The organism is Pseudomonas moorei (assembly GCF_042846945.1).
Taxonomy (GTDB): domain Bacteria; phylum Pseudomonadota; class Gammaproteobacteria; order Pseudomonadales; family Pseudomonadaceae; genus Aquipseudomonas; species Aquipseudomonas moorei.
The window spans coordinates 4532064-4548841 of the sequence record NZ_AP035776.1; the positions used below are offsets into that span (position 1 = coordinate 4532064).

General features: G+C 53.1%; 20 protein-coding genes. 10 read left to right on the top strand and 10 right to left on the bottom strand.

The window, feature by feature from the left end; translation table 11 throughout:
* The first annotated feature begins 271 nt into the window (after window positions 1-271).
* From ACGJAX_RS21470 to ACGJAX_RS21490, 5 genes are all read left to right on the top strand, one after another.
* On the top strand, window positions 272-1219 hold the full coding sequence (locus ACGJAX_RS21470) for a LysR substrate-binding domain-containing protein (protein WP_390956057.1): 948 nt from the start codon (window positions 272-274) through the stop codon (window positions 1217-1219).
* Between the two features lie 232 nt (window positions 1220-1451).
* On the top strand, window positions 1452-2084 hold the full coding sequence (locus ACGJAX_RS21475; RefSeq protein WP_390956058.1) for a carbonic anhydrase: 633 nt from the start codon (window positions 1452-1454) through the stop codon (window positions 2082-2084).
* Window positions 2085-2205: 121 nt separating this feature from the next.
* Entirely contained in the window at window positions 2206-2682 is a 477-nt protein-coding gene (locus ACGJAX_RS21480; protein ID WP_390956059.1) for a DUF1348 family protein, read from the top strand.
* 41 nt (window positions 2683-2723) lie between these two features.
* On the top strand, window positions 2724-3323 hold the full coding sequence (gene wrbA / locus ACGJAX_RS21485) for an NAD(P)H:quinone oxidoreductase (protein ID WP_390956060.1): 600 nt from the start codon (window positions 2724-2726) through the stop codon (window positions 3321-3323).
* Window positions 3324-3505: 182 nt separating this feature from the next.
* The gene (locus ACGJAX_RS21490; RefSeq protein ID WP_390956061.1) at window positions 3506-3865 is read left to right on the top strand and encodes a hypothetical protein; all 360 of its coding nucleotides are present in this window, start codon (window positions 3506-3508) and stop codon (window positions 3863-3865) included.
* 101 nt (window positions 3866-3966) lie between these two features.
* Here the strand turns inward: ACGJAX_RS21490 and ACGJAX_RS21495 are convergent, their stop codons facing one another.
* Window positions 3967-4509 carry a hypothetical protein gene (locus ACGJAX_RS21495; RefSeq protein WP_390956062.1) on the bottom strand — a complete coding sequence of 181 codons (543 nt, stop codon included), beginning with the start codon at window positions 4507-4509 and terminating at the stop codon, window positions 3967-3969.
* Window positions 4510-4660: 151 nt separating this feature from the next.
* Here ACGJAX_RS21495 and cynS point away from each other — a divergent pair, with 151 nt between their 5' ends.
* From cynS to grxC, 4 genes are all read left to right on the top strand, one after another.
* Entirely contained in the window at window positions 4661-5128 is a 468-nt protein-coding gene (cynS, locus tag ACGJAX_RS21500; RefSeq protein ID WP_390956063.1) for a cyanase, read from the top strand.
* 104 nt (window positions 5129-5232) lie between these two features.
* A complete protein-coding gene (locus ACGJAX_RS21505; RefSeq protein WP_390956064.1) occupies window positions 5233-5481 on the top strand; it encodes a DUF2790 domain-containing protein in 249 nt (82 codons plus the stop codon).
* A 39-nt stretch (window positions 5482-5520) separates the two neighbouring features.
* A complete protein-coding gene (locus tag ACGJAX_RS21510) occupies window positions 5521-6183 on the top strand; it encodes a carbonic anhydrase (protein WP_390956065.1) in 663 nt (220 codons plus the stop codon).
* A gap of 29 nt (window positions 6184-6212) precedes the next feature.
* Window positions 6213-6476, top strand: coding sequence for a glutaredoxin 3 (gene grxC / locus ACGJAX_RS21515; RefSeq protein WP_390956066.1), 264 nt, complete (start codon window positions 6213-6215; stop codon window positions 6474-6476).
* Window positions 6477-6497: 21 nt separating this feature from the next.
* On the opposite strand, the gene ACGJAX_RS21520 is transcribed toward grxC, so the two are convergent.
* From ACGJAX_RS21520 to ACGJAX_RS21535, 4 genes are all read right to left on the bottom strand, one after another.
* Complete coding sequence (locus ACGJAX_RS21520) at window positions 6498-8570, bottom strand: pyridoxamine 5'-phosphate oxidase family protein (RefSeq protein ID WP_390956067.1); 2073 nt, start codon at window positions 8568-8570, stop codon at window positions 6498-6500.
* Window positions 8571-8786: 216 nt separating this feature from the next.
* The gene (locus tag ACGJAX_RS21525; protein ID WP_390956068.1) at window positions 8787-9467 is read right to left on the bottom strand and encodes a glutathione S-transferase N-terminal domain-containing protein; all 681 of its coding nucleotides are present in this window, start codon (window positions 9465-9467) and stop codon (window positions 8787-8789) included.
* Between the two features lie 31 nt (window positions 9468-9498).
* Complete coding sequence (locus ACGJAX_RS21530) at window positions 9499-10044, bottom strand: isochorismatase family protein (RefSeq protein ID WP_390956069.1); 546 nt, start codon at window positions 10042-10044, stop codon at window positions 9499-9501.
* 44 nt (window positions 10045-10088) lie between these two features.
* A complete protein-coding gene (locus tag ACGJAX_RS21535; RefSeq protein ID WP_390956070.1) occupies window positions 10089-10712 on the bottom strand; it encodes a DJ-1/PfpI family protein in 624 nt (207 codons plus the stop codon).
* A 260-nt stretch (window positions 10713-10972) separates the two neighbouring features.
* Here ACGJAX_RS21535 and ACGJAX_RS21540 point away from each other — a divergent pair, with 260 nt between their 5' ends.
* On the top strand, window positions 10973-11749 hold the full coding sequence (locus tag ACGJAX_RS21540; RefSeq protein WP_390956071.1) for an alpha/beta fold hydrolase: 777 nt from the start codon (window positions 10973-10975) through the stop codon (window positions 11747-11749).
* Window positions 11750-11879: 130 nt separating this feature from the next.
* Here the strand turns inward: ACGJAX_RS21540 and ACGJAX_RS21545 are convergent, their stop codons facing one another.
* From ACGJAX_RS21545 to cynR, 5 genes are all read right to left on the bottom strand, one after another.
* Window positions 11880-12599 carry a dienelactone hydrolase family protein gene (locus ACGJAX_RS21545; protein WP_390956072.1) on the bottom strand — a complete coding sequence of 240 codons (720 nt, stop codon included), beginning with the start codon at window positions 12597-12599 and terminating at the stop codon, window positions 11880-11882.
* 328 nt (window positions 12600-12927) lie between these two features.
* Window positions 12928-13839: a LysR substrate-binding domain-containing protein gene (locus tag ACGJAX_RS21550; protein WP_390956074.1), complete on the bottom strand. Its 912-nt coding sequence runs from the start codon at window positions 13837-13839 to the stop codon at window positions 12928-12930.
* On the bottom strand, window positions 13839-14759 hold the full coding sequence (locus tag ACGJAX_RS21555) for a LysR substrate-binding domain-containing protein (protein ID WP_390956075.1): 921 nt from the start codon (window positions 14757-14759) through the stop codon (window positions 13839-13841). The genes ACGJAX_RS21550 and ACGJAX_RS21555 overlap by 1 nt, the downstream gene beginning before the upstream one ends.
* Window positions 14760-14967: 208 nt before the next feature.
* Window positions 14968-15597 carry a glutathione S-transferase N-terminal domain-containing protein gene (locus tag ACGJAX_RS21560; protein ID WP_390956076.1) on the bottom strand — a complete coding sequence of 210 codons (630 nt, stop codon included), beginning with the start codon at window positions 15595-15597 and terminating at the stop codon, window positions 14968-14970.
* A 151-nt stretch (window positions 15598-15748) separates the two neighbouring features.
* Complete coding sequence (gene cynR / locus ACGJAX_RS21565; RefSeq protein WP_390956077.1) at window positions 15749-16633, bottom strand: transcriptional regulator CynR; 885 nt, start codon at window positions 16631-16633, stop codon at window positions 15749-15751.
* Between the last annotated feature and the right edge of the window lie 145 nt (window positions 16634-16778).

Here is a 16778-nt window from a genome sequence, read left to right on the forward strand (position 1 = left end):
CCCGCATAATACTCAAGTATTAGCCCCTAGAACTCATACCTTAGAAGATTGAAACCTACGTAGAAGTGTCAATACAAGCAAAATAATCCACCATACATACAAGCCAACGAAAGCGGCGCCTCAATTAAACTCTGAAACTCGAAGCTTCAGCTTAATTGATCCGATTGTTACAGTCCGCTACCAGGCTCATAGGCAATGGGCGAATACCATTCAACATCGCTCTTTGTGCACTGACGCAAAAGTATGGGGCAACGCCCTGGTGATGATGATGATGAACAGAAACGATCTTCGCAAAATCGACTTCAGTCTTTTGATCGTATTCGAAACGCTGATGCACGAACGAAACCTTACCCGTGCCGGCGAGAAACTGTTTCTTTGCCAATCGGCGATCAGTGCTTCATTAAATCGGCTGCGTCAGTTTTTCGATGACCCTCTGTTCATTCGGATGGGTAGGACGATGGAGCCCACGAGTAGAGCCTTTGAAATACAACTCAGCCTGACTCCTGCACTAGATACAATGACGGCCGCGCTCGGCAGCATTAGCGAATTTGATCCTGAGACCAGTGCTAGCGTCTTCAGAATCGGTCTTTCTGATGATGTCGAGTACTCTTTGCTGCCTGGACTGTTGCGCCAACTGCGTATAGAGGCTCCTCAAGTCACTTTCGTAGTACGTCGTACAGACCACACAATGCTGGCCAATCAGCTCTCTACGGGAGAGGTATCGCTGGGCGTATGTCACTCCCGCGAACTCCCTGCCAACGCCAAACGAAAATTTCTACGAAGCAGCCGCCCGACTATTTTGAGTACCAGCTCCATGGCAGGTGCTCTGGACCTCAACGAGTACTGCAATCGCCCACACATTTCTGTTTCAGTCAGCGGTGAATCGTCCGACTACATTGACCGAGCCTTAGGATCTATTGGACGGCAACGCCAGGTCGCCCTTTCTGTTTCGCAATACAGCGCCCTCAGAACACTGCTCGAGGACACGGATATGTTGGCCGTTGTGCCCGATTACGTGGCAAAAGCGATGACCCGACAAGGTGGTTTTCGTGCAGACCCCGTTCCGATGAGTCTGCCCGCGCTCGACCTTTCTATGTCATGGAGCGCGACCCTGGACAACGACTCGGGAGAACGTTGGTTACGTTCCCGTTTCAGTCACTACCTGAGTGAGAAAAGTGTAACGCTGGGCACAATAAAAACGAACAGAGAAGCTGCATAATAATCTCGTCAACAATTAAGCTCGCAATGCGCCAATTATTGCATTTCATGCCGAATCCAAACCAAGCCATACATATTTTTTTCGAATATATGAAGAGAGAAATACTACAACATTAGATCTATCCCATATAACAAATAAATCATTATTTCCTCTCGATCTTGGACGACGGTTCGCGCGTCAAATATCATCAACAACTTAATATTATTCAAAACTTTACAAACGAGAGGCGCACATGAAAGCTCTGATTGAAGGGTTCATAAAATTTCAAAAAGAAGTATTCCCGCAACGAACTGATCTCTTCAAATATCTTGCCACCACTCAAAACCCTGAAACTTTATTTATTACATGCTCAGACAGTAGGGTCATTCCGGAAATGCTCACACAGCAAGAGCCTGGAGAATTATTTGTTATACGCAATGCAGGAAATATAGTCCCATCCTATGGCCCTCAGCCAGGTGGTGTGACCGCCTCGGTTGAGTATGCGGTGGCGGTACTCGGAGTCCACGACATTGTCATCTGTGGCCACTCGGATTGTGGAGCCATGACAGCCGTATCGAGTGGAAAATCATTGAATCACTTACCTGCCGTAGCTGCTTGGATGAGCTATGCAGAGTCCGCCAAAGTGATGAATGCAACCCGCACCCACGCATCCGATAAAGAACGCGTCAGTTCAATGGTCCGCGAAAATGTGATCGCTCAGCTTTCCAATCTGAAAACCCACCCAAGCGTCAGATTGGCGCTTGAACAGAAAAAACTGAATCTACACGGCTGGGTTTATGACATTGAAACGGGATCCATAGTGGCCCTGGATGGCAGAACCAATACGTTCGTTCCTTTGGCAGAATTTCCAGAAACAAAGGCATAGGGACATTCGTCGTTACGACAATCGCGCAGTTTCAGGGTGTTACCGAGACGAATGAATACGTCCTCTCCCCCGCGCGTAAAACCTCTCGACCACAATGCACCAGACATTTGGAGCGAAAGTCATGGCTGAATCTGAAACCCGCCCCCCGCTACCACCATTCAATCGCGAGTCAGCAATCCTCAAAGTCAGGTTGGCTGAGGACGGTTGGAACACCCGCGATGCGGAGAAAGTTTCACTGGCCTATACACCCGATACAAGGTGGCGCAATCGAGTTGATTTTGCGGTGAATCGAGCAGAGGCCGCAGCGTTCCTGACTCGGAAATGGAACAAAGAGCTGGACTATCGGCTTATCAAGGAACTGTGGGCCTTTACAGATAACCGCATTGCTGTTCGCTACGCCTACGAATGGCACGATGATTCAGGAAACTGGTATCGCTCCTACGGGAACGAAAACTGGGAGTTCGCTGATAACGGCCTGATGGCTCACCGTTTTGCCTGCATCAATGACATGCCCATCAAAGAATCAGAGCGTAAGTTTCGTTGGCCACTAGGCCGCCGCCCTGACGATCACCCGGGCCTTTCCGATTTGGGCCTGTAGTAGCTGACATACAACACCGATGCGGCAAAGAGGAAGTGGAGATGGTCAAACTATTGGTTCTCTATCATTCGATGTATGGCCACATAGAAACGATGGCGCAGCATGTGGCCGAAGGTGCGCGGAGTGTTCCTGGTGTAGAGGTCACGATAAAGCGTGTACCTGAAGTCATGGACCCAGAAGCATTCAAGGCGGCACACGGAAAGACCGACCAAGCTGCCCCCATAGCAACCCCCGCCGAGCTTTCCGGTTATGACGCAATTATCTTTGGCACCCCAACACGCTTCGGGAATATGTCAGGACAGATGCGTAACTTCCTCGATCAAACTGGCGGTTTGTGGGCGACAGGAGCGTTGGTCGGCAAGATCGCGAGTGTATTCACATCCACAGGTACTGGTGGTGGCCAGGAGATGACGATCACTTCGACGTGGACGACTCTCGCGCATCACGGCATGGTCATTGTGCCAATCGGTTATTCCGACCCTGCGCTATTCGATATCTCACAACCAGGCGGAGGGACCCCCTATGGGGCATCCACAATTGCAGGGGGTGATGGTTCACGCCAACCTGACTCGCGAGAGTTACGCATTGCTCATCACCAAGGGCAGTACGTCGCGAAAATTGCTGCGAAACTCAAAGCATAAATGCTCCCCGTTAGTAGCCGGGCTATCGCTTTGCGGAGTGTTTCGACCGATGCAAGCGTTAGCCAGCTTGAAAGGAAGATCATCTCACTTCTTCTGACGTTGTGGATGGTTAGGCGGCGCTTAGATGGCCGCACATGATCATCAATTGGTAGGCGCCCAGGTGCTTGCCATTCGGAGGCAACATGAAACTTCTGGGCGGTGCAACCATAGCTATCGGACTGTTCCTGTTCAGCGTAGGCGCGGCGCGAGCCGACGAGGTTCTGTCTCAAACGGACGACACCACAGCAGGCGCTGCATTTGGAGTCGGTACCGGAGTATTGATAGGCGGTGCAGCCGGCGGCCCTTTGGGTGCGTTAATTGGAGCTGGGCTTGGGTTGCTGGGAGGGCGTGAAGTGCAAAAGGCAACCGGGCTAGAGGAGCGTGCTTATACCGTCCGGAGTAGTAACGGTGAGGAGCAAGTTGTGCGCTCTCCGCGCGAGGAGTTTGCCATTGGCCAACAGGTAGATGTCAAAGGCAGACGACTGCATGCGATCACACCTTGAAAATTCAGAACAGTTGAAATGGAGCCCGCCACTCGCGGGCTTTTTTCATCGCTCAATACACTCACGCGTTCCGCCTCGTCAGCCGGATCGAGACGGCGACCTCACCTTCCCCATCTAATTTCTAATTGCTTCCTCAACGCCTCCGGCAAATCGCCCAGCCAATCTCGGAACGGCTGGACCGTTATCGATTCAGGATCATGTTCATTCGATTGAGTAGCCCAAGCCACATGGTAACGGGCGAGGATTTCAATCATGTCGCTACGACCATACGCGCCTTGTTTAGCAGCCGCTGCAAGCTCACGAAAGGCTTGCTCTACCGCACCCGGCCACAGCACCGCCCCCACGGTACTCGGACCCGCCCCATATTGATGAATACGGTGCGCGACCCCGGGTTCGAGCTTTGTGGCTTCGCCTTCTTGCAGTAATGCGATGTGATGTCGGCCGGCACGAATATCCAGTTCCCCCTTGAGCGCCACCACCAACTTGGTTTCCTGACGATGCATCAACGGCAGGTTATGGCCATGTACGGGCAATACAAAGCGCATCGCCGTGCCCGCCCCTCCAATGCTTGCCTGAGCCACGTCAATCCACACCGGAAAACCGTTAGGAATCAACAGCAGCGCCTCTGAGTTTTCAACGTTCATGAACGCTCCGACCTGCACCTATAGGAACAACTTATGCAGAGGATTGTATATCGGTCTTGGACGCTATCGAGCAAACGGCAGAAGATTGCTTCACACCCAAGCAACATCAACCTAGCAACACCAACCATGTAAAACTGATAGGAGAAACACCATGACTCAGTCCCACGCTTACAACGACACCAGCCTCGAATTGACCGCTAAGATTCTCGACGCCAAGGCGCGCAAAAATCTGTCCTTCGAGCAAGTTACTGAAGGCACCGGCCTTGGCCTGGCTTACGTCACCGCTGCTCTGCTCGGCCAGCACCCGCTGCCGGAAGCCGCTGCCAAAGTGATCGGCAAAAAATTGGACCTGGACGCCGACTCGGTGGCCCGCCTGCAAATCATCCCGCTGCGCGGCAGCCTGTCCGGTGTGCCAACCGACCCAACCATTTACCGTTTCTACGAAATGATCCAGATCTACGGCACCACACTGAAAGCCTTGGTTCATGAGCAGTTCGGCGACGGCATCATCAGCGCGATCAACTTCAAGCTCGACATGAAGAAAGTCGAAGACCCAGAAGGCGGTCACCGTGCCGTGATCACCCTCGATGGCAAGTTCCTGCCACTGCGCCCTTTCTAAGTGTGCAAATGACTGTGTAATCGGCCCGCAGCCACTGCGGGCCTGCTTCAAAAAATTTCTTAACCCATTTCTATCAATCACCAAATTTGAATGGAGGATTCGTCATGAAAAAAATTCTGTTTCTCGCCCTGTCCCTGACCGCCTCGCTGTCAGCTTACGCACAGGAAGCTGTGGTCGCACCAGAGGCCGTTCCTTACTCGTACGGCATGCACCTGGATATCGCCAAAGTAATCCACATCACACCGACTGCGGATGTATGCGGTCCGACACCAGTGCAAATGACCTACCGAGACTCGCACGGCGAGACCCATGTCCTGGAATACAGCGTGATCGGCAGCGGCTGCACCAACTGACCATCACTTATTGATAAAACAACCATCAGAGGAAACATCATGAAAGCGCTCATTGAAGGTTTTTCGAAGTTCCAAAAAGAAGCATTTCCACAACGGACCGAGCTGTTCAAGCACCTTGCCACAACGCAAACGCCAAAGACGCTGTTCATCAGTTGCTCTGATAGTCGCGTCGTTCCCGAGCTGCTGACCCAGCAAGAGCCAGGCGAACTATTCGTCATCCGTAACGCCGGCAATATCGTGCCGTCCTACAGCCCAAATCCTGGCGGTGTCTCAGCCACTATCGAATACGCCGTGGCCGTGCTGGGCGTAACCGACATTGTGATCTGCGGCCATTCCGATTGCGGAGCCATGACCGCTGTCGCCAAGTGCACCTGCATGGACCACCTGCCTGCCGTTGGTAGTTGGTTGCAACACGCCGAATCGGCAAAAGTCATCAATGAGTCGCGGCCTCACGCCAATGAAGCGGCAAAAGTCAGCTCGATGGTTCGTGAGAATGTGATCGCTCAACTCGCCAACATTCAGACCCATCCGAGTGTGCGTTTGGCCCAGGAAAAAGGCCTGGTGAATCTTCATGGTTGGGTCTACGACATCGGAGCCGGTTCGATCGATGCCCTGGACGCCGACAACAAAACGTTCAAGTCGTTGGTCAAGCATCCGAACACCGTTGCCGTTCATGCCCGTCCAGCAAAAGCCGTTGCCTAACTCAGCCGAATATCTCAGGAGTATCCAATATGCTTGAAGTTACTATGTACACCACCAGCACCTGCCCTTACTGCCGAAATGCCAAGCGCCTGCTTAATGAAAAAGGCATTCGCTACACCGAAATCGATGCACAGTCTGCTGCGGTCAGGAGCGAAATGGTTAACCGAAGCGGTCGCCGTACGGTCCCACAAATCTTCATCGGAAACTGGCACGTCGGCGGGTTTGACGACCTTGCGCAACTTGATTCCGAAGGTGGTTTGGACAAAGCGCTCAACCCGCGTTTGGCGGGATGAGCACTCCAGAAATGGCACTCCTCACAATTCCAACACAAGGGGGGCATCGCCCTCCTTGCTTTGTGCAGGTACCGCACAGCAAATCAGCACTTCACCCTCGGCCGGCATCTCGGCCGGCAAGTTCAGATAGTGCACTTGCCCACTGACCAGTTTCGTTCGACATGTCCCACAGGATCCACCTCGACAGCTAAAGTCTGGGCTCAGGCCACGGCTCTCGGCCAGTTCCAATAAACTCCCACCACCCGGCTCCCAACGAGCTTCCTTGGCCGATGCCGAAAACAGCACTTTGACGGGACTGGTAGCAGCTGGCACTTGCTCGACTGCCGGGGTCAGTTGATCCCGTTGGCGAACCAACGTCGAAGGGCCGAAAGTCTCCGCGTGAATACGATCATCGCCAATGCGCAACTCACGCAATCCGTCATACAAAGCCTGGGTAAATGCACCCGGACCACACAGATAAAAGTCGTAATCGTCGAGGGGCAGCAGAGCCTTGAGTAACGCGATGTCAACCCGGCCTGCCAGTTCAAAATCCTCACCTTCGCGAGCATGTTCTTCCGGCTGGCTAAGCAGGCGTAACGCGCGAACTTTATCTTTGGCACGGGTCGCCAGTTCGTACAGCTCATCGCGAAACCCAAGCTCTGCCAGGCTGCGCGCACTTTGAATAAACCAAGTGGGTCGAGTGCGACGAATACGTTCCCCTTCATAAATCACTTCGCGAAGCATGGAGAGCAAAGGTGTCACCCCCACACCTGCGGCCAACAGTACCAAAGGCCGATGCTCGTCGGCTTGCACAGTAAATCGCCCTTGAGGTGCGCGAGCCTCAACCAAATCCCCGACCCGAACGTGGTCGTGTAAATGCGAGGAGATGAGTCCGTCACGTTTGACGCTAATACGGAAAAAACTGTCGGAAGGCGCGCTCGAGAGACTGTAGGTTCTGACCAGAGGAGTTTGTCCTTCAGCCAGGCAAAACCGCACCGGCAGATGCTGACCCGCCTCGAACCGAGGTATGCCTGCACCATCGGCGGGCTCAAAGTAGAAAGAGCGAATCGTGCTGCTTTCATCAATTATCCGCGTCACCCGCAGCTGTCGCCATTGATCGCGTAAGGCATCGGCCTGCAATCGACCTTGAGCTTTCTCCCAACTGCCCGTCATCAAACTGTTTGGAGAAAAACCTTCAAACTGCCAACGCAAGGCCAACACGGCATGACGTCGAATAACCCGTTCTACTGTCAGCTTCCAAAGTCGCTCAGCCCCCTGAAATGCGGAGATCTCGGGCCCCTCAAGAATGATCTCGGTACGTCCGGAAACTTGCAGCACATCGCCTGATTCAAAATCGATGAACACCAACCCCGCGCGAGGATTGAGCAAGAAATTACCCAGGGTATTGAAGTGCAGGTTGCCGGCGAAATCGGGAATCGTCAGTACGTTGCCTTCAATCCTGACGAAACCTGGATTGCCACCCCGGTGCGAAACATCCACCGAGCGCCGGGATGAATCACCGTCCAGGTCAACGTAGCTAGAGAGGAAAAAGGTGTCGGACTTGCTGATTGTTGTCTTCGCCTCCTCATCCAGTTCGTTGAGATGTTCGGCGACGACATTTGAAGATGAGTGACCAAGGCTGACCGGTTCAACGCTTCGTAACTGGATGTACTGCGGACAGTTACCGAAAGCGTGCACCACAGAAACGGCAAAACCGCCTGATGAGGCGGTGCTGATATTACCGTTCATTCGATTGCGCCTTCGGGTTTTCAGGTCGATGCCCAGTAACCCCACCGCGGCTCCCTGTTTCAGGGCGGCTTTGACCGGATCACCATCAGCTGGCAAGCGGTCAAGTTGTAGCACACGCGGATCTGGTGAATGGATGAAGCCTGGGGGGCCTTCTAATAACGTGGCCCAAGGCATTCCTTGTTCATCAACAGCGCCCAACACGAGGTAAGGCAGCTGGTTGTAAAACAATCGATGCTGATCAGGCATGTAATCACGTACGACCCTGCGCCCAAATATCTCCATTTGATCTGCGACGCCAACGCTTTCCTGTAACTGCCGCTCACCCGCATGCCAAGGAGAGGCTCCTGGCTCGTCCGATTGATTCATGATCACCTCTACGCATTCGTAATCAGGTGCCCTTCACTCGCCGACCGGCGAGTAAATGGTTGAATCCCCGGCAGCGGGGTCTAATCACGCGATTGCCGGTGATCATCAACTCTGCGCTTTGCAGTGCCGGTCGCACTGCGAGAGTTTCATGACGCTCGAGACGGACCCTGCACGCGCTCGAACAACATCAAAATCGCTTAAGTGGTAGCGATCTACCTAGGGGAGCCCATAAAGCTTTTTTCTGTCCTGATCAGTTTGAACCGAGGGACGAATTTGCTCCCCTTTAGCGTAGGCCCGAACTACGGCTGGACGCTTACTGATTTTCTCTAACCAAGCGGCCACGTTCGGATAAGCATCGAGGGACATTCCCTGCTTGTCGTGTTGGAGTACCCAAGGATAGATCGCCATATCGGCAATTGAATACTCACCAGCGACATACGGGCGTTCACTCAACTGTTGCTCCAGTACTCCGTACAGACGCTCTGTCTCTTTGCTAAACCGTGCCACGGCGAGCGGCACATGCTCGAAGGCATAATTAAGGAAGAACACCGCCTGCCCCAATATCGGCCCCAGGTTCGCTGCCTGCCAGAACAGCCATTGCATGACTTCAGCAGCCCCGTTGGGATCTGCCGGTATAAATTCTCCGCGGCGCTGAGCCAAGTAAAGCAAAATGGCCCCTGACTCAAAGACCGATACGCCAGTCTCCTTATCTACGATTGCAGGTATGCGCTGATTGGGTGAAATCCGAGTGAACTCAGCCGAAAATTGCTCCCCGTTGCTGATGTTTATGGGGTGCGAAACGTAAGGAAGTTCCGACTCCTCAAGAAAGATGGCGACCTTCTGCCCATTAGGAGTCGGCCAATAGTAGTAATCGACAGCATTGGAAAGATTGAACATCGGTTGACCCTTTAGAAGAGACGGCAAAAAGTTAGGCCACATATTCATCGGTGCTCAGCACCTTGGCGTAACCGAACCGAAGCGCTGCCATGAAGGCCGCATGCACAAGCGGCGCAGGAACTTTGACGTTGTTGAACTCCAAGTCATGGGTCGTACAGGCATCGTGAATCACTGTCGTCTCAAACCCGAAGTCATCAGACGCGCGAGTGACAGCATCAATGCACATGTGGCTCATATTCCCGACCACAGTGACCCGTTCAATCTCGTTGTGTTCCAGCACATCAAGCAGTTCAGTTTCGCGGTACGGGTTCATGAAATGCTTGACGATGACCAACTCGTCCGCAAGATTGCGCACCTTCTCGTGCAATTGCGCGCCGTCGGAACCAGGGACAAAAAACGGGGCATTTGGGGCTAGCGTCTCGTGGCGAATATGGACGACCAAGTCCCCTCTTTCACGTGCTGCTTTAATCACACGAGCAGCATTGTCAGCGGCTGAGTCAGTAGCGTTGAGTTCCCATTTGCCACCCGAAAAATAGTCATTCTGGATGTCAACGACGATGAGTGCTGTATGAGTCATACGGTTACCTTGGTAGTGAGTCGATTCAAAATTAGGAGAGCGATTTAGGGCACTTGCGGCGTCTCGTACCAGTCACGGCCGGGAGTGGCAAAGCGCATTTTTTGACGGATAAAAGCTGCATTTTCAGCAGTGGTTATTTTCTCAAGCAGTAGAAACGCGACCTCTGTGGCGGTACCTGGACCACTGGAAGTGATGAGGTTGTCGTCAATGACGACAGGTCGATCAACGAAGCGGGCACCGGTTTCCAATAGTTGGCTTTTCCGCTTTCCACCTTCTTGGTGATAGGTCGTTGCGTTCCTGTCGCGCAACACGCCGGCCACACCAAGACACACCGAGGACACGCAGACACTGGCCACTGGTTTACCGCTTTCGACAAAATGGCGGATGGTGTCCAGGAAAGGCTCGCTCAGGGCCTCTTCATAAAAACCCGCTGGTTCAAATCCACCTGGCAATGCCAAGGCATCGAAGCTGCTCACGTCCAGATCGCTCAATAAAAAACTGGGATTCAGCGTGAGACCAAAGGTGGTTACGATCTTTCTGCGAAGGCCCGCATTGACCAATTCAACAGGGTGGTCACCGAGCAAATCGGCCCAGCCCAATACGTCGGTGAAGGCGGCCATTTCCAGTGGCTCTACGCCGTTGGCCAGTAACATAAGCACGCGTTTCATCTGGTATGAGCCTCCGTTGTACGGCGTGGAAGAATGTGTGAGCCCATGCTCCGCTTTAACCGCAAAGGAGAGAACGACCACAAAATACAATCCACTATTTCGTTCACTGAAATGCCCAAACGGCGTTTGTATCCGTTTGTAGCTCAGGCAACTCCAGACACACTTCCATGCGTAGCGTGGGTAGCTCAGACACATACGAGACACAGCATCCAGTTCCAATGGTCCTGTCGCGTCCCTACTCCCACGTACAGGAACACCCAATGAACAAGTTATTCGCAGGTCTGGCCCTCGCCGCAGCTATGGTTAGCTCAACTGCTGCTCTGGCTGCTCCAGTCAAGCCAACGGTTGTGCTGGTACACGGCGCATTCGCCGACTCCAGTAGCTGGAACGGTGTGGTTAAGATTCTGGAAACAGATGGCTACCCAGTGATTGCTGCATCAAACCCACTCCGCTCGCTCAAGGGCGACGCGCAATCAGTAGCTGATGTACTGAAAAGCATCAAAACCCCTGTTATCCTTGTTGGGCACTCTTATGGAGGCCCAGTCATAAGCGAAGCCGGTTACGGCAATTCCAACGTCAAGGCGTTGGTTTATGTTGCAGCTGTGGCGCCTGAAGCAGGTGAGTCCACTGCCGACCTAGCTGGCCGTTTCCCAGGTAACACCCTGGGTCCAACCCTTGCTCCGCCCGTTGAGTTGGCTGATGGTGGAAAGGATCTCTATATCCAGCAGGACAAATTTTACGATCAATTCGCCGCGGATGTTTCGAGTGCTGACGCCAAGTTGATGGCCGCGACCCAACGTCCCGTGACGGTAGCAGCACTTAACGAGCCGTCGAGCGAGCCAGCATGGAAAACGGTACCGTCGTATTTCGTTTACGGTGACAAAGACAAGAACATCCCTGCACAAGCACAGGCGTTCATGGCTGAGCGGGCACACGCTAAAAAGACTGTTGTAGTCAAAGGTGCATCCCACGTGGTGATGGTGTCGAATCCGAAGGTTGTTGCAGGCTTGATTGAGACTGCCGCGACGGCTGAATGACAATTCGTAGCGACCGCGAGCCACGCTGTCGCTACGTTTCCCTGAAAGTATTCAACGTCCTGTCTGTGTTAGAAATGACAATCTCCAAGATCTGACAATGCACAAAATCACGATCATCACTTCAAGCACTTCACCAGAGTTTTTTTCCGAAGAAGGTGAGTGTCCTATCCCACGCCTGCTGCGCCCAAACCGAGTCATATTGAGTTCCCGCAATGCGCCCAGCTCCAGAAGCGGTCTCATTGGCAAATGCGTGATGAGCTAAGTATCTGTGAAACGTTACATCCACCCCAGCCTTCCGCAGACTCTCCTCAAGTACGTCCACTGATTCGATGTTGAAAAATACATCCTGTGTAGCCCAGTGTCCCATTACGGGTGCTTTTATATTTAAGACGGTCAGCGCTTCTAACGGCGGAAATCCATACCAGATAACCCCAGCAGAAAACTCTGCTATCTCGCTGAGCGCCAACAGCGTTAGAGCGCCTCCCATGCAATAGCCCGTCACACCAATTCGAGTGGAATAGGCATTGAGATAGCGGACTGCACCACGAATATCTTGGGAGATCACCGCACTGAAATCCAAATGGTCCATAAGGTGGTGCGCCTCTTCCTCCTCAACAGTCGTTTTGCCACGATAAAGGTCTGGCACCAATACCAAATACCCACAGAGAGCAAGGCGATCGGCGACACCTATGATTTGTTTGTTTACCCCCCACCACTCCTGAATAACGACGATGGCTGGTGCACCTTCAAGCACACTCGGGCAGGCCAGGTATCCCCTACCTAACACGCCATCGGGACGTTCAAAGTCGATCATCCCGTCAATGGGGCAAATCAAAGCTTTTGTAGACATGGTTATGTCCTTACGCAGCCCAGACAAGCAGGTGTCTGCGTTTCAGGGCGGTGGCTGGGGCAATACTCACTGATGCTGTGCTTGAGCAGGGTTAGAGAGAAGGACCATAAAGCACAATCCACTTTTCATGGAATGAAATGGTGTCGGAGGTACAGTTTCCAGTATGAGCATGTGCTCGAAGACACGGCAAACAGAGTGATAGACGGCACGAAGCGCCTAAGAGGCCCTCGTCGAGACAAGGGAATTTCTTACGGGTCGAGATAACTCAACCGTGGCACCGAATAGCCACACTTGGCGAATGCAGGGTGGAGCCTACTATAACTTATGCTCAGGAAGGGTCCAGCTGCATGGCCGGATGCTCGCGCAGGCCGTCGACCATATGGTCGACGAAACTGCGTACCCGCATTGAAGCCTTGCGCCCTTCGCGGTACACAACGTGTACCGGTAGCGCTGGCAATTCATACGGCTGCAACACTCGATGCAAACGCCCATTTCTCAAATACTCGTGCAGTGGATAGCTCGGACAGCGGGTAATCCCTGCTCCATGAGCGGCCGCATCGATGGCCGCTTGGATCGTCGCACAACTTATCCTGGCCCGGGCTTTGACATGGTGCAATTCACCATCCTCATGAAAGTCCCACTGAACCTTGTCTCGATAAGCGTGCGTGGCAACCAAACGATGATTTCTCAAATCCTCCGGTACACTTGGCTCACCGTGACGGAGCAGATAAGCGGGACTGCTGCACACCATCGAGCGTACATGACCAACTTGTCGTGCGATCAATGACGAGCTTGGGAGATGACCGATCAACACGGCCACGTCGATACCCTCCTCGTTCATGCTCGGAAAACGATCATGGTATTGAGCGAAGACTTTCACTTCGGGATACAGATTCATGTAACTCAATAGCAGAGGGGTCATGACATATCGACTGAATAGCAGGGGCAATAGCACCGTGAGGTTGCCTTGTGCCTGAACGTGCAAGCCTTTGGCAGAGGCCTCCGCTTCATCGACCTGTTTGAGGATCCGCGAACAATCGACCATGAATGCAACACCTGCCTCGGTCAGCACGACCCCACGTGTGCTTCGCCCCAACAGTGCCACACCCAGACGCTCCTCCAGTCGCGCGATGGCACGAACCACTGTAGGGCCAGATACATCAAGACGACGTGCTGCCGCGGCGAGGCTTGGTCTCTCCGATAGCGCTTCGAAAATGAGCATTTCGTGATAGCGATCCATCAGGCCGTGCCCTTGACCACAGCCTTGAGCGCCGCATCATTGGCCAGCCGATCACTGAGGAAATCCACAAAGGTACGCACTTTTGCAGGCACTCTCGCGCTCTTCAGGTACACCACCTGGATAGGCAATGCAGGTGGTTCGAAATCTTCCAGCACCAATTCCAACTCGCCAGCGGCGACCTGATTGGCCACCTGATAAGACAACACCCGCGTGATGCCCCAGCCCAGGCTGGCGATATTGATAGCAGCTTGATTTGCGGTAACGACCAGACGCGGCTCAAATCGAAAGCTCAGATCGTTGCCGTCATTAACAAATTGCCAATCACTCAACAGATGGCTGGCCGAAGACATGACAATATTGGCGCTACTCAACTCCCCGGGATGACGCGGCCTGCCGTAGCGCTCGAAGTAATCAGGTGTACCGCATATGACTTGGCGTACTTCACCCACCTTGATGGCGTGTTGATTACTCTCATGCAAATGACCGATGCGTATGGCGACATCAATACTTTCGTCAGCCATGCTGACCACACGATCTACCAGGAGCGCGTTGAGGTGCACTGAAGGAAATTGGTCCACGTACTCGGCCAACAGCGGTGCGATGTACAGTTCACCAAACAGAACCGACGCAGTCACCGTCAAATGCCCGCACGGTACGGAATAACTACCGGCAGCGGCCTCCTCCGCTTCTTCGACCTCACTTAAAATCCGCCGACAATCCTCCAAATAACGTTGCCCTGCTTCTGTGAGATGCAGGCTTCGAGTTGTTCGAGACAGCAGTTGTGTGCCGATACGTTCTTCCATCGCCGCGATGGCACGGGTCACACTGGGAGGGGATATATTCAAGCGGCGAGCGGCGGCAGCAAATCCCTCCTCTTCAGCGACAGCCATGAAAATCTGCATTTCTTGAAAGCGATCCATAGGCGACCCTTTCTTGATGAGAGGACAGCGAGATATCTGACCGCTTTCGCGTGCAGACCTTTTTGCCAGTATCGACGGCTATAGCGACTTTCGCACGCGCCGTCGGGCTAGCTTATATAACGGGAAGCGATCCAAAGAAAAACCATGGAGCAAAAAATGGAATGGAGCTTGCCGAGAATACTCTCTCGGCAAGCTCCTGAGGGTTGAGTTAAGCCTGTTGCAAACCCTTAGCGGTACGTTGCATGCCAACGAAGTTCGGCAGCGCTTCGATGCTGCTCAGCCAGGCACGCACGTTTGGATATTCAGTCAGATCAACATTACCTTCCGGTGCGTGGGATACGTAAGTGTAGGCGGCGACATCGGCGATGGTCGGTTTATCACCTGCCAGGAATTTACTTCTTCCCAACTCGTCCTCCATCACTTTGAGCAAGCCATGAGAACGTTTGATGGCGTCTTCGGCGTCATAACCCGCACCGAACACAGTAATCAAGCGTGCGGTGGCAGGCCCGGAATTGATCTGTCCTGCGGCTACTGACAGCCAGCGTTGAACCTTAGCTTGATCTACCGGATCGCTCGGCAGCCATTGGCCTTTGCCATATTTGGCTGCGAGATAAACAAGAATTGCATTGGAGTCTGCCAGAACTGTACCGTTGTCATCGATCACCGGCACCTGACCAAAGCTATTACGGGCCAAAAACTCTGGCGTTTTGTGTGCGCCCTTCATCAGATCTACGAAAACCAGTTCGGTTGGCAGACCCAACAGGGACAGCATCAATTCGACGCGATGTGCGTGGCCAGACAACGGGTGACGATAAAGTTTGATCGCTTGCTGGGACATGGCGTACTCCGATTTTTGTTTAGTGTCGACTCGGTGATCGTGTCGATGGACTTATCTTCCCCTCATCGCATAAACAGCGGAATTACCAGCAAATACAATCCAGCATTTCATTGGGTGTAATGATCAACACTTGTTTGCTGAATCGCTTTCCCTACTGGCTCGCCGCCATTCCCAACATTAAGTCCATAAAGGCGACTGATGCCGCGCTGTGGTAGTTGTTTTTGCGCCTCAGCAACGCGGCACCGCGGTGAGGCCCTTTATCCGTCAAACCGATCTTATGAAGCGCGCGATCCTGAGTAGCGATAGGTTCTGGAAGAATGGTCGCTACAGCCGTGTGCCTAATGACCTCCAGCAGCGTGTTAACCGAGTTGACCTCGATCACCACCTTCGGTGTGATCTTCGCCTTGGAAAAGTACTCATCGATACAGACGCGAGTGACGAAGTCCGGTGTCAGCAGCGCAAACTCCAGCTGAGCAACCTGCTCCGCAGACAATGCTGTCTTACACTCGTACAACGGATGGTCGCGGCCAACCATCAATCCCAAGGTTTCGATGAAAGCAGGGATCGATTCGATGTCGGCATTTCTGACCTGATCAAAGGCAATCGCGATATCCAGCGAATCGTCTGCCAGCCCCGTCTCGATCTCATCCATCGACAGCTCAAAAATTTCTAGATGGATATTCGGATAGTGCGCGGTGTAATCGCGTATCAACGGCCCGACCAAGTAAGCCATGAACGTCGGTGTCATCGCCAGGCGCAGGGTGCCACGGGATAAATCCTTCACATCATGTAGGGCTCGTTTACCGGCCGCTAACTCCACCAACACGCGACGTGCACACGCGATGTAGGCCTCGCCCGCGTCCGTCGGCTTCACGGTGCGCGACGTTCGGTCAAACAAAATTACGCCAAGCGTTTCCTCCAACTGCCGGATCTGTTGCGACAAGGTCGGTTGGGAAACATGCAGCGCCTCCGCAGCACGCGTGAAACCGCCGTTGTCCGCGACTGCCAGCAAATAACGTAAATGTCGTAGCAGCATGTGAACTCACCTCCTATAGGCACCGCTTATACGCTGCATTGTATATCGGTCTTGGACGCTATCGGTTAACGAGCAGAAGATTGCTTCACACCCAAGCAACATCAACTAAGCAACACCAACCACGTAAATCCGATAGGAGAAATAC